The sequence below is a fragment of the Achromobacter sp. D7-1 genome, from assembly GCF_059760445.1.
Genome location: NZ_JCBAMT010000016.1, coordinates 83,985 through 96,764 on the forward strand (window position 1 = coordinate 83,985; position 12,780 = coordinate 96,764).

General features: G+C 68.0%; 8 protein-coding genes. 4 read left to right on the forward strand and 4 right to left on the reverse strand.

Annotation, left to right across the window (positions count from 1 at the left end; translation table 11 throughout):
* Positions 1 to 93: 93 nt before the first annotated feature.
* The 3 genes from AC6LKD_RS09895 to AC6LKD_RS09905 are packed head-to-tail and all read left to right on the forward strand — an operon-like array spanning position 94 to position 7,429.
* Positions 94 to 1,266, forward strand: a complete 1,173-nt coding sequence (locus AC6LKD_RS09895; protein ID WP_498116059.1) for an efflux RND transporter periplasmic adaptor subunit — start codon at positions 94 to 96, stop codon at positions 1,264 to 1,266.
* On the forward strand, positions 1,263 to 4,343 hold the full coding sequence (locus AC6LKD_RS09900; protein ID WP_498116060.1) for a multidrug efflux RND transporter permease subunit: 3,081 nt from the start codon (positions 1,263 to 1,265) through the stop codon (positions 4,341 to 4,343). The genes AC6LKD_RS09895 and AC6LKD_RS09900 overlap by 4 nt, the downstream gene beginning before the upstream one ends.
* Complete coding sequence (locus tag AC6LKD_RS09905) at positions 4,340 to 7,429, forward strand: efflux RND transporter permease subunit (RefSeq protein ID WP_492274968.1); 3,090 nt, start codon at positions 4,340 to 4,342, stop codon at positions 7,427 to 7,429. The genes AC6LKD_RS09900 and AC6LKD_RS09905 overlap by 4 nt, the downstream gene beginning before the upstream one ends.
* 21 nt (positions 7,430 to 7,450) lie before the next feature.
* Here the strand turns inward: AC6LKD_RS09905 and AC6LKD_RS09910 are convergent, their stop codons facing one another.
* The 4 genes from AC6LKD_RS09910 to AC6LKD_RS09925 all read right to left on the reverse strand — a co-directional run bounded on the left by AC6LKD_RS09910 (position 7,451) and on the right by AC6LKD_RS09925 (position 11,680).
* Positions 7,451 to 8,431, reverse strand: coding sequence for a Bug family tripartite tricarboxylate transporter substrate binding protein (locus AC6LKD_RS09910; protein ID WP_498116061.1), 981 nt, complete (start codon positions 8,429 to 8,431; stop codon positions 7,451 to 7,453).
* 33 nt (positions 8,432 to 8,464) lie between these two features.
* Positions 8,465 to 9,451, reverse strand: coding sequence for a Bug family tripartite tricarboxylate transporter substrate binding protein (locus tag AC6LKD_RS09915; RefSeq protein ID WP_498116062.1), 987 nt, complete (start codon positions 9,449 to 9,451; stop codon positions 8,465 to 8,467).
* 2 nt (positions 9,452 to 9,453) lie between these two features.
* On the reverse strand, positions 9,454 to 10,650 hold the full coding sequence (locus AC6LKD_RS09920) for a CaiB/BaiF CoA transferase family protein (RefSeq protein WP_498116063.1): 1,197 nt from the start codon (positions 10,648 to 10,650) through the stop codon (positions 9,454 to 9,456).
* A 91-nt stretch (positions 10,651 to 10,741) separates the two neighbouring features.
* Positions 10,742 to 11,680, reverse strand: a complete 939-nt coding sequence (locus tag AC6LKD_RS09925) for a hydroxymethylglutaryl-CoA lyase (RefSeq protein WP_498116064.1) — start codon at positions 11,678 to 11,680, stop codon at positions 10,742 to 10,744.
* 200 nt (positions 11,681 to 11,880) lie between these two features.
* On the opposite strand from AC6LKD_RS09925, the gene AC6LKD_RS09930 reads away from it, so the two are divergent.
* On the forward strand, positions 11,881 to 12,609 hold the full coding sequence (locus AC6LKD_RS09930) for an IclR family transcriptional regulator (protein WP_498116065.1): 729 nt from the start codon (positions 11,881 to 11,883) through the stop codon (positions 12,607 to 12,609).
* The last annotated feature ends 171 nt before the right edge of the window (positions 12,610 to 12,780 follow it).

Below are 12,780 nucleotides of genomic sequence, written 5' to 3' on the forward strand. Positions count from 1 at the left end.
CGGCAAGCTGACGATTTCCTGACGCAAAAACGCGAATAGTTTTTATTCATATAGAATTCCGACTGTCCGTAACCCCCACGCTTGGCAGTCCTGATGTCCCAGCCCCCCTCCGCGGGCCCCGCTTCCCCACGTCAACGCCTGGTCCTGATAGCCGCTGCATTCGCGCTGGCAATCCTGGCCACCCTGGCGTTCTGGTACGCCGGACCCAAGGGTTCCCCCGCCGCGCGCCCCCCCGAGTACGGCCAGATTCCGGTTGCCGTCGCGATCGAGGCAGCCAACGCCGGTCCGCTGCAGCGCGATCTGCATGCGCTCGGAACCATTACACCGTTGGCGCAGGTGACGCTGCGCAGCCAGATCGATGGCGAACTGCTGAAGCTGCATTTCACCGAAGGCGAGGCCGTTGCGCGCGGCCAGTTGCTGGCCGAGATCGACGCGCGTCCCTACCTGGCGGCGCTGGCCGCGGCCGAAGGCGAACTGGCGCGGACCCAGGCGCTGCTGGATAACGCCGAGGCGGACCTGCAGCGCTACCGCAAACTGGCGCGGCAGGAAGCGGTGGCGGGCCAGCAACTCGATACCGCCGAAGCTCAGGTGCGCGCCTACGCGGCCCAGCGGCAACGCAACCAGGCCCAGGTGGCCGACGCCCGCCGGCTGCTGGATCACACGCGCATCGTCGCGCCGCACGAAGGCCGCATCGGGCTACGCCGTGTCGATGCCGGCAACCACGTCCGCGCCGACGACGCCAACGGTCTGACCACGCTGGTCCAGACCCGACCCATCTCGGCCCTCTTCAGCATTTCGGAAACGCGCCTGGACATCCTGCGCCAGGCCCAGGCGCGCGACGCCGCGCTACGAGTCCAGGCCTGGGATGCTGATGACCGCCGCCTGTTGGCCGAGGGCACGCTGGAAGCGCTGGACAATCGCATCCAGGCCGCCAGCGGCACGGTCAAGCTGCGCGCGCGCTTTCCCAATGCCGACGAATCGCTGTTTCCGAACCAGTTCGTGAACATCCGCCTGGCGGTGGTGCAGCAGGACCACGTCATCACCATTCCCACGGCGGCCATCCAATATGGATCCGAAGGCGCCTTTGTGTTCGTCATCGGCGAAGACAGTCGCGCCAGCCGCCGCGTGCTGGAGCTGGGCCCCGCCAACGCCGGCCGCATCGTCGTGCAATCCGGCCTGACCGAGAATGAGCGCGTGGTGGTCGAAGGCGTGGACCGCCTGCATGACGGCCGCGACGTGCAGATAGTCGAACCGCAGAAATCATGAGTCTGTCGCGCCCCTTCATCCTGCGCCCTGTCGCCACGTCCTTCCTGATGATCGCCCTGCTGCTGTCGGGCATCCTGGCGTGGCGCATGCTGCCCGTAGCGGCGCTGCCGCAGGTGGACTACCCCATCATCCAGGTGACCACGCAGTATCCCGGGGCCAGTCCGAACGTGACGGCGCGCACCGTCACCGCGCCGCTGGAGCGGCGCTTCGGGCAGATACCGGGCCTGAAGCAGATGTCCTCCACCAGCGGCAGCGGCATCTCGGTGATCACGCTGCAATTCTCGCTGGACGTGTCGCTGGGCGTGGCCGAGCAGGAAGTCCAGGCGGCCATCAGCGCCAGCGGCGCACTGCTGCCCAATGACCTGCCGACGCCCCCCGTGTACCGCAAGGTCAACCCCGCCGACGTGCCCATCCTGACGCTGGCGGTCACGTCCGATTCTCTGCCCCTGCCCCAGGTCTACGACTTGGTCGACACCCGCATGACACAACGCCTGTCGCAGTTGTCCGGCGTGGGCATGGTCAGCCTGGCCGGCGGCCAGCGGCCGGCGGTGCGGGTGCAGGTCAATCCCATGGCGCTGGCCGCGCGCGGACTGCAGCTGGCCGACGTGCAGGAAGCCATCTCCAAGGCCAATTCGAACCAGCCCAAGGGCAGCTTCGACGGGCCGGTGCGCTCGGTCATCATGGACGCCAACGACCAATTGCAGAGCGCCGAGGAGTACCGCGAGCTGATCGTGGCCTGGCGCAACGGCGCGCCGGTGCGGCTGGGCCAGGTCGCCACCGTCGAGGACGGAGCGGAAGACCGATACCTGGCCGCCTGGGTCGACAAGCAGCCGGCCGTGCTGGTCAACATCCAGCGCCAGCCGGGCGCCAACGTCATCGCCGTGGCCGACCAGGTCAAGGCCCTGCTGCCGCAGTTGACGGCCAGCCTGCCGGCCGCCGCCCAGGTCCGCGTGCTGACGGACCGCACCGAAAGCATCCGCGCGTCGGTGCGCGGCGTGCAATGGGAGCTGGCCTTCGCCGTGGGCCTGGTGGTGCTCGTGACCTTCCTGTTCCTGCGCAACCTGCCCGCCACGCTGATCCCCAGCCTGGCGGTGCCGCTGTCCCTGATAGGCACCTTCGGCTTCATGCACCTGGCAGGGTTCTCCACCAACAACCTGACCTTGATGGCGCTGACCATAGGCGCGGGCTTCGTGGTGGACGATGCCATCGTGATGCTGGAGAACATTGCGCGCTACCGCGAGCAGGGCCACAGCCCCATGGCGGCGGCGCTCAAGGGCGCCGGCCAGATCGGCTTCACGCTGGTGTCCCTGACGCTGTCGCTGATCGCGGTGCTGATCCCGCTGCTGTTCATGGAAGACGTGGTGGGCCGGCTGTTCCGCGAGTTCGCGGTCACGCTGGCGGTCGCCATCCTGATATCGCTGGCGGTATCGCTGACGTTGACGCCCATGATGTGCGCGCGGCTGCTGCCGGCGCATGAGCCGACGCGCCCCGGCCTGCTGGACCGCGTCCAGGCGCGCTACGCCGGCTGGCTGGACCTGACCTTGCGCCACCAGCGGCTGACCCTGGCGGTGATGCTGGCGACGGTGGCGCTGACCGGCCTGCTGTACCTGGCCGTGCCCAAGGGATTCTTCCCGACCCAGGATGGCGGCACGCTGCAAGGCGTCACGCAATCGTCCCAAAGCACCTCGTTCGACGCCATGTCGCGGCGTCAGCAGGCGGTGGCCGCGGCGCTGCTGGCGGACCCGGACGTGGCCAGCCTGTCGTCCTTCATCGGCATCGACAGCATGAATACCACCCTGAACACCGGGCGGCTGCTGATCAACTTGAAACCCTGGTCGGAGCGCAGCGCGCCGCTGGCGGACATCATGGCGCGGCTGGATGCGCGCGCCCGCGAGGTCCACGGCATCTCGCTATTCCTGCAGCCGGTGCAGGAACTCAATATCGAGGACCGCGTCAGCCGCGGCCAATACCAGTTCACACTGACCTCGCCGGACAGCGAGTTGCTGGCACGCTGGAGCCATGCGCTGATGGCGCGTCTGGCGCAGGCGCCCGAACTGGCCGACGTCTCCTCGGACCTGCAAGGCGACGGCCGCCAGGCCTATCTGCAGGTCTCGCGCGACGCCGCGGCCCGCCTGGGCGTGACGATGGACGACGTGGCGCAGACGCTATACAACGCCTTCGGCCAGCGCCAGGTGGCCACGCTGTTCACGCAGTCGAACCAGTACCGGGTCGTGCTGGAAGTGGACCGCAAGCTGGCCCTGAACCCCGACGCGCTGGAACGCATCCATCTGCAGACCGAAGACGGGCAGGCGATCCCCCTGTCGGCGCTGGCCACCGTCAGCGAACGCGCGGTACCGCTGGCCGTGAACCATTTGTCGCAGTTTCCCGCGGTCAACCTGTCGTTCAACCTGCCGGCTGACGGATCGTTGGGCGAAGCCATCGCCGCGATCGAGTCGGCGCAGCAGGAAATCGGCATGCCGCTAAGCGTGGAGCTGCGGCTGCAGGGCGCGGCGGCGGCCTTCCAGGCCTCGCTGTCGAACACGCTGTGGCTGATGCTGGCGGCGGTGGTCACCATGTACCTGGTGCTGGGCATGCTGTATGAAAGCGCCATCCATCCGGTGACCATCCTGTCCACCCTGCCCTCGGCCGCGGTGGGCGCCTTCCTGGCGCTGCTGCTTACCGGGCGTCCATTGGACTTGATTGCGGTCATCGGCATCATCCTGCTGATCGGGCTGGTGAAGAAGAACGGCATCATGATGGTGGACTTCGCGCTGGAGGCCGAACGCTCGCGCGGCCTGGCGCCGCAGGCCGCGATCCGCGAGGCCGCCCTGCTGCGTCTGCGGCCCATCCTGATGACCACGCTGGCCGCGCTGTTCGGCGCGCTGCCGCTGATGCTAGCCACGGGTTCGGGCGCGGAACTGCGCCAGCCGCTGGGCTGGGTCATGGTGGGCGGGCTGCTGGTCAGCCAGGTGCTGACCCTGTTCACCACACCCGCCGTGTACCTGTTCTTCCATCGCCTGGGCCAGCGCCGCGGCGCCGCGGCCGCCAAGCCCGGGGTTGAAGGCCCGGCGCCATGATCCGCGCCTTGCTGCACCGCCCGACCGCCTGCATCTTCCTGGCGATCGCGCTGACCCTGCTGGGCGCGGTCGCGTGGCGGCTGCTGCCGGTGGCGCCGTTGCCCCAGGTCGACTTCCCCACCATCGAAGTACGGGCCGAGCTGCCGGGCGCCAGCCCCGAAAGCATGGCCAGCACCGTGGCCGCGCCGCTGGAACGCGCACTGGGCAGCATCGCGGGCGTCAGTTCGATGAGCTCGTCCAGCAACCAGGGCGCCACCCGCGTGCAGCTGCAGTTCGACCTGGACCGCGACATCAACGAAGCCGCCCGCGACGTGCAGGCCGCCATCAACGCCGCCCGCGCCGAACTGCCTTCCGGCATGCCCGGAAATCCCAGCTACCGCAAAGTCAACCCGTCCCAGGCGCCCATCATGGCGCTGGCGCTCAGTTCCTCCACCCGCCCCGCAGGCGAGCTCTACGATCTGGGTTCGACGGTGCTGGCGCAGAAGATCTCGCAGATCAACGGCGTGGGCGAAGTGACCATGGGCGGCAGTTCCCTGCCCGCGGTGCGGGTGCAGGTCAATTCCAACGCCCTGGCCCACTACGGCGTGGCGCTGGACGAAGTGCGCCAGGCCATCGCCGACGCCGCGCCCATGCGGCCGCAGGGCCAGCTGGATTCCGCCAGCCAGCGCTGGGAGGTCGGCACGCCCGAACAGCCCCGCGCCGCGCGCGACTACGAAAGCCTGATCGTGCGCCACCAGGACGGCGCCGTGATCCGGCTGTCGCAGATCGCGCGCGTCAGCGACTCGGTCGAGAACCGCTACAGCAGCGGCTTTCACAACCGCAACCCGGCCGTGGTCCTGACCATCAGCCGCCAGCCGGGCTCGAACATCATCGAGACCATAGGCGCCATCAACCAGGCCCTGCCCGGGCTGCGTGCGCTGATGCCGGCCGACGTGGACCTGACCGTGGCGCTGGACCGCTCGCCCGGCATCAACGCCACCCTGCGCGAAGCGCACATCACGCTGGCGCTGGCCACGGCGCTGGTGATCCTGGTGGTGTGGGCGTTCCTGGGCAATGCCCGGGCCGCCGCGATACCAAGCGTGGCGATTCCGGTGTGCCTGATCGCCACCTTCGCCGTCATGTACCTGTGGGGCTTCTCGCTGAACAATCTTTCGCTGATGGCGCTGATCGTCGCGGCCGGCCTGGTGGTCGACGACGCCATCGTGGTGCTGGAGAACATCTCGCGCCACATCGAGCGCGGCCTGTCGCCGCGCAAGGCCGCGCTGCGCGGCGTGCGCGAGGTGGGTTTCACGCTGGTGGCCATGACGGTGGCGCTGAGCGTGGTCTTCGTGTCCATCCTGTTCATGGGTGGTCTGGTCGAGCGGCTGTTCCGCGAGTTCTCCATCACCCTGGTCGCCGCCACCGTCATCTCGCTGGTGGTCTCGGTGGCCATCATCCCCAGCCTGTGCGCACGCTGGCTCAAGCCCGCCAGTCCGGCGGCGTCCGGCGCAGACATACGCCCGTCGCGCATGCAGGCGGCCTTCGCGCGCATCCACGCCTGGTACGGCAGCACCCTGTGGCGGGTGCTGGGCCACGCCAGGCTGACGCTATTGCTGCTGGCCGGCGTGGTGGGGCTCAATGTCTATTTGTACGTGCAAGCGCCCAAGGGCTTCCTGCCGGTGCAGGACACAGGACAGTTGGTGGGCTTCGTGCGCGGCGACGACGGCTTTTCGTTCCAGGTCATGCAGCCCAAGATCGACATGTACCGCCAACTGGTGCTCAAGCATCCGGCGGTGCAGGACGTCATCGGCTACAACGGCGGCAGCCTGGGGATCAGCAATTCCCTGTTCCTGATCCGCCTGAAGCCCGCCGCCGAACGCAAGGAATCGTCGACCGAGGTCATCAACTGGCTGCGCACCAACGCCCCGGCGGTGCCGGGCGGCATGTTCTTCCTGAACGTGGACCAGGACCTGCGCATGCCCGGCGGCTTCGGCAACTCCGGCGACCATGAGCTGGCCATCATGGCCAGCGACGTGCCGGCCTTGCGGCAATGGTCGCGCAAGATCTCCAAGGCCATGCAGGAAATACCCGAGCTGCGCGACGTGGACGCGCAAGGCGATGGCGCCACCCAGCAGGTCGTGATCGACATCGACCGCGCGGCCGCGCAGCGCCTGGGCGTGGACATGGGCACCATCAGCAGCGTGCTCAGCAACTCCTTCAGCCAGCGCCAGGTCGCGACTTTGTATGACGCCATGAATCAGTACCGCGTGGTGCTGGAGCTGGACCCGCGCTACACCGAGGATCCCGAGGTGCTGGAACAGGTGCAGGTGGTGGCGGCGGACGGCACCCGCGTGCCGCTGACGGCCTTCGCCACCTACGACTACGGGCTGGTGAACGACCGCGTGTTCCATGACGGCCTGTTCGCGGCCGTGGGCGTGGGCTTTTCGCTGGCCGAGGGCGTGTCGCTGGAGCAGGCCCTGGTGGCCATCGACGCCGCCATGGCCAAGCTGATGGTGCCCTCCTACATCCAGACCCGTCTGGGCGGCGACGCGCGCAACTTCCAGCAAAGCCTGCAGGACCAGCCCTGGCTGATCCTGGCGGTGCTGGTGGCGATCTACCTGGTACTGGGCATCCTGTATGAAAGCCCGCTGCATCCGCTCACCATCCTGTCGACCCTGCCCTCGGCCGGCGTGGGCGCGCTGCTGGCGCTGCGTCTGGCGGGCATCGAATTCACACTGATTGCGCTGTTGGGGCTGTTCCTGCTGGTGGGCATCGTCATGAAGAACGCCATCCTGATGATCGACTTCGCGCTCAGCCTGGAACGGCGCGAAGGACTGACGCCCGAGCAGGCCATCCACCGCGCCGCCATGCTGCGGCTGCGGCCCATCGTCATGACCAACCTGGCAGGGCTGCTGGGCGCCCTGCCCTTGGTGCTGGGCATGGGCGAAGGCTCGGAGCTGCGCCGCCCGCTGGGCATCGCCATCGTCGGCGGCCTGCTGATCAGCCAGTTCCTGACGCTGTACACCACGCCCATTGTGTATCTGGCGCTGGAACGGCTGCGGCTGAAATGGAAGGCTGGCCGGCTGCGTCCTGGCCCCGAGGCCTGAAGCACGGGCCAGCCTGCAGGTTCAGTCCGGCAGTATTCCCGCCGCCTTGATGACCTGCGCCCACTTGCGCTGCTCGGCCTGCTGGAAATCCGCCAGCTCGCCCGGCGTGCCGCCCGCCGGAATCGCGCCCAGCTCGGCCAGCCGCTGCTTCACCGCCGCGTCGCCCAGCGCCTGGTTGATGGCCAAGGACAACTTCTGCTGCACCGCCTGCGGCGTGCCTGCGGGCGCATACATCGCAAACCAGGACGAGGCCTCGAAATCCGGCGCGCCCAAGGCCTCGGCCATGGTCGGCACCTGCGGATAGTCCGGCAGGCGCTGCGCCGTCGTGACGGCCAGCATGCGCAGTTTTCCGGCCTTCACGAAGGGCGTGCTGGTCAACAGCGTGTCGAACATGACCTGGACCTGGCCGGCCACCAGATCGGTCACGGCGGGACTGGAGCCCTTGTAGGGGATGTGGGTCATGGAGGTACCGGTCTTGTACTTGAAGTACTCCGGTACCAGATGGGAAGAACCGCCATTCCCTGCCGAGCCGTAGTTCACGCGGTCGGGGTGGGCCTTCAGATAGTCCACCAGCTCGCCCACGGTCTGCACCGGCATCTGCTGCGGATTGACCACGACCGCGATGGGCACGGTGAGGACCAGTGCCAAGGGCGTGAAGTCTTTGTTCACGTCGTAGGGAATGTCGGGATACAGGCCAGGATTGATCGCCATGGTGCCGATGCTGGCCATCATCAGCGTGTATCCGTCCGGCTTGCTGCGCGCGACATCGCCGGCGCCGATGAAGCCATGCGCGCCGGCCTTGTTCTCGATGACGAAGGGCGTGTCCAGACGGTCGGCGAGCGCCTTGCCAACCACGCGCGCGGCGATATCGGTCGGGCCGCCGGCGGGGAACGGAACGACCAGCCGGATGGGACGTTCGGGCCATCGCGTCCCGGTATTGCCCAGGGCGGGCGCCGCCGCGGCAGCGCAGGCGAGCGCGGCGGCTACTAAAAGATGCTTCATTGATTTGTCTCCTGGCAGGTTCTACGGGGCGTGTCAGGCGGCGGTCTGGATGCCGGCTTCGCGTATCAGGCGCGCCCACTTCTTCTGTTCTTCCTGGATGTAGCGCTGCGCGGCCTCCGGCGAGCCGCCCATGGCGGTGCTGCCCTCGGCGGTGAACATGGCCACGGTGGCCGGATCGGCCAGCACCTTCTCCACGACCGCATTGACGGCCTTGACGACCTCGGGCGGCGTGCCGGCCGGCGCGACCAGCGCCTTCCAGTCCAACGCCTCGAATCCCTCGTAGCCGGACTCGGCCACGGTAGGCACATCGGGCAGGATCGCCAGCCGCGCGCGGGAACTGACGGCCAGCGGTCGCAGCACCTTGCCCTTGAGCATTTCCTGGGCAGCCTGCGGCGTGGCGAACATGTAGTCGGTATTGCCGCCCAACAGGTCGTTGAGCGCCGGCGCCGCGCCGCGGTACGGCACATTCAACACCTGGAACTTGCCCTGATAGGCAAGCAGTTCGCCGGCCAGATGCCCCACCGTGCCCGAGCCCGCCAGGGCTTGCTTGATGGCGCCGGGCTCGGCGCGCGCGTCCTTGATCAGGTCGGCCAGGGTCTGCCAGCGCGCGTTGGCCTTGACCACCAGCACCACCGGCAGCGAAGCGATCAGGGAGACCGCCGCGAAGTCTTTTCCCGCGTCGAAGGGAATCTGCGGCATCAGGGCGGGATTGATGGCCAGATTGGCCGTCTGGCCCAGGCCCAGCATATAGCCGTCGGGCTTGGCCTTGGCCACGAAGTCCATGCCGATGTTGCCGCCGGCGCCAGGACGGTTTTCCACCACCACCGACCAGCCGGCCATCGCCGTGACCTTGGCCGCGATGGCGCGCGCCACCGAGTCCGTACCGCCGCCCGGGGTGTAGGGAACGATTAGGCGCACGGGCCGGCCGTTCGGATAGCCGCCCGCGCTCTGGGCGCGCAGCGGCAATGCGGCGGCGCAAAGCGCGGCGCCCAGGAAGGCGCGGCGAGATAGCGTGAACATGGTTAGTCTCCTTGTGTGATTTGCCTTGCTTTCAAGGCCGCGATTTCATCGTCGCGATAGCCGACGCCGCGCAGCAGCGCGTCGGTGTGTTCGCCCACCGCAGGCGGCTGCAGGCGTATTCCGGGCTGGGCGCCGCCCAGCGTGAAGGGCGCCAGCGGCACTCGCGATTCCCGGCCGTCTTCCAGCACGATGGGCGCCAGGCCGCCGGTGGCCGCCAGGTGGGGATCCTCGAACAGCTGCTCGGGCCGCGTGATCGGCGCGAAGGGCAGGCCTTCGCGCTCGAACACAGCCGCCAGTTCCGCCGCGCTGCGATCCGCCAGATGCGAGCGCAACTGCGGCATCAACCAATCGCGTGCCTGCACGCGGTCGTTGTTGCTGGCCAGACGGGGGTCGGCCAGCAGCTCGCCAAGTCCGAAAGCGCGGCAGAAGATGCCCCATTGCTTGTCGCTGACCACGGCCAGGAAGATCTGTTCGCCGTCCTTGACGGTGAACACGTCGTAGATGGCCCAGGCCGAGATGCGGCTGGGCATGGGCGCGGCGGCCCGGCCGGTGACGGCGTACTGCATCATGTGCTGCCCCACCAGGAAGACGTTGTTCTCGAACAGCGATGCCTGCACTTCCGTGCCTGCGCCCGTCTGTTCGCGCTGGGCCAGCGCCGCCATGGCGCCGATGGCGCCGAACATGCCGCCCATGATGTCGTTGACGCTGGCGCCCGCGCGCAGCGGATCGCCTGGACGCCCCGTCATGTAAGCCAGGCCGCCCATCATCTGCACCACTTCGTCCAGCGCCGTCCGGTGTTCGTAGGGACCGGGCAGGAAGCCCTTGTGGCTGACGTAGATGAGGCGGGGATTGCGCTGTTTGAGCGTGGCGTAGTCCAGGCCCAGTTTCTCCATCACGCCGGCCTTGAAGTTCTCGCTGACGATGTCGGCCGAGTCGATCAGCCGCAACGCGGCTTCGATTCCCTCGGGCTGCTTCAGGTCCAGGGCGATGCTCTTCTTGTTGCGGTTGAACATGGGGAAGAAGCCCGCGCCCGACCCGAGCAAGCGGCGCGTGCTGTCGCCGCCCACGGGTTCGACCTTGATGACTTCGGCCCCCAGGTCCGCCAGCAGCATGCCGCAGGTGGGACCCATGACCATGTGGGTGAATTCGACGACGCGGATGTGTTCGTACGGAAGGCGCGGATGGGCGTGGCTGGACATGGGCGTGGATCTTCTGCAAGTCGCGGCGGTTCCGGCACAGGCCGGTCTAGCCGCATGTTTCTGGTGTGTAGGGCCGCAGGGGCATGGGCGATCAAGCCCGCCGGACGAATCCTTTGGGCAAGCCGGCGTCGGGGGTCATGCCGTACAGCGGCTCGCCAGGCAGGCCGGCGGCCAGCGGCGCGCGCGCGGCGACGATTCCATCCAGGTCGATGCCGGTGCGCACGCCCATGGCCTCGAACATGAAGACCAGGTCCTCCGTCACGACATTGCCGGACGCACCGGGCGCGTACGGGCATCCGCCCAATCCGCCGAGGGAACTGTCGAACGTGCGCACGCCCTCCTCCCAGGCCGCCAGGCAGTTGGCCAGGCCCAGGCCGCGCGTGTTGTGCATGTGGGCCGCGCCGGCCCTTTCCCCGAGTTCGGCGCGCAGGCGGCGGAACAGCCGGCGCACTTGCGCGGGATTGGCGTAACCCACGGTGTCCGACAGCCCCGACTCATCGGCGCCCGCCGCCACGCACAGCGCGGCCAGACGGATGACTTCGTCTTCGGGCACGCTGCCCTGCAAGGTGCAACCGAAGGCCGTTGAGATCCCGGCCTCCAGCTTGACCGCGGGAGCCAGCTCGTCGCGCAGCCGTGCGATGGCGCGCACTTCCTCCACCATGTCCTCGGGTGTCCTGCGCACGTTGGCCAACGAATGTTCGCGGCTCGCCGAGACCGGCATGGTCAGCTTGTGGACGCCGGCCCGCAGCGCCGCCTCGGCGCCGCGGACGTTGGGGACCAGGGCCATGACCGTGATGGCGGCATGCCCCGCCGCATGGCGCACCACTTCTGCGGCATCGGCCATCTGCGGCAGCAGGCGCGCCGGCACGAAGGAAGCGACTTCGATCTCGCGCACGCCGGCCGCAACCAAGGCGTCGATCCAACGCAACTTATCCGCCGTGGCCATCGTTGCCTTGACGGACTGCAAGCCATCGCGCGGGCCGACCTCGCTGATCAGGACGTCGGGGGTGCGGGCGTTGAATTGAGCCATGGTTTGATTTCCAAATAATTCTATCTAATAGAACGATATTCCTTAAGATAGAATTATTGAGTACACAGCTTTCCGCTGTCAAGCGCCACGCGCCCAGGGAAAACCACGAATCCAGCGCCAGACGCCGCCTACAATGCGGATGATTCGTTCTAAAGGATGGAATATGGTCCCGCCCATGATTCGACACGCCGGAGCGCAGGATGCCGCGTAAAGCCGCCACGGAATCGCTCGCCGACGCCGACGCCGCCGCAGGCGGCGTGGCGGCGGTGGATCGCGCGTTGAGCTTGATGTCGGTGTTTACGCCCCGCGACAAGGCCCTGTCCCTGGGCGAGCTGGCCGAGCGCACGCGCCTGTACAAGAGCACCGTCCTGCGGCTGCTGGCGTCGCTGGAACACGCCGGCTGGATCCAGCGCCTGGACGACGGCCGCTATGCCCTGGGCGGGGAAGTCGCGCGCTTGCACGGCATCTACGCTTCCTCGTTTTCGCTGGAGCACGTCGTCCTGCCGGTGCTGCGCGACCTGGTCGCGGCCACCGGCGAAAGCGCCGCCTACCACGTGCGCCAGGGCGATGCGCGCCTGTGCCTGTACCGTGTGGATTCACCGCATCCCGTGCGCGACCATATTCGCGCGGGCGATCTGCTGCCGCTGGATCGCGGCAGCGGCGGACGCGTGTTGACGGCCTACGACCCGGTGCTGGGCCACGCGCCCGGGCCCGAACAGGATTTGTACGCCCGCATCCGCGCCGACGGCTATTTCGCCGCCATGGGCGACCGCCTGGCGGAAGTGGCGGGCATATCCGCGCCCGTCTTTTTGCTCAATGGCGAAATCGCTGCCGCAGTAACGCTGACTGCGCCTGTGCATCGTTATGTCCCCGCCCATCTGGCGGCGGTGCAGGAAGCGGCGCGACGCCTGACGGGGAAAGTCGGTTAGCGGAACCGGGAATGGCGCAGGGCAGCCTCGGCGACTAAAGAACCCTGACATCCGCAAGCTCGAATCCCTACCGCCCCGCACTTCGGTTTTGTGAGGCAGAGGGTTCTTGAGCCGCCGGCGTCCGGACTGCGGGATTCCGATGCTCGCCCCGGTGGGGCTGCGCTTCGGATC

What these genes read in the sequence shown, in the direction of transcription:
- AC6LKD_RS09895 (WP_498116059.1), top strand. Translation starts at nt 94, where the DNA reads ATGTCCCAGCCCCCCTCCGCGGGCCCCGCTTCCCCACGTCAACGCCTG.
- AC6LKD_RS09900 (WP_498116060.1), top strand. Translation starts at nt 1,263, where the DNA reads ATGAGTCTGTCGCGCCCCTTCATCCTGCGCCCTGTCGCCACGTCCTTC.
- AC6LKD_RS09925 (WP_498116064.1), bottom strand. Translation starts at nt 11,680, where the DNA reads ATGGCTCAATTCAACGCCCGCACCCCCGACGTCCTGATCAGCGAGGTC.
- AC6LKD_RS09930 (WP_498116065.1), top strand. Translation starts at nt 11,881, where the DNA reads ATGCCGCGTAAAGCCGCCACGGAATCGCTCGCCGACGCCGACGCCGCC.
- AC6LKD_RS09905 (WP_492274968.1), top strand. Translation starts at nt 4,340, where the DNA reads ATGATCCGCGCCTTGCTGCACCGCCCGACCGCCTGCATCTTCCTGGCG.
- AC6LKD_RS09915 (WP_498116062.1), bottom strand. Translation starts at nt 9,451, where the DNA reads ATGTTCACGCTATCTCGCCGCGCCTTCCTGGGCGCCGCGCTTTGCGCC.
- AC6LKD_RS09910 (WP_498116061.1), bottom strand. Translation starts at nt 8,431, where the DNA reads ATGAAGCATCTTTTAGTAGCCGCCGCGCTCGCCTGCGCTGCCGCGGCG.
- AC6LKD_RS09920 (WP_498116063.1), bottom strand. Translation starts at nt 10,650, where the DNA reads ATGTCCAGCCACGCCCATCCGCGCCTTCCGTACGAACACATCCGCGTC.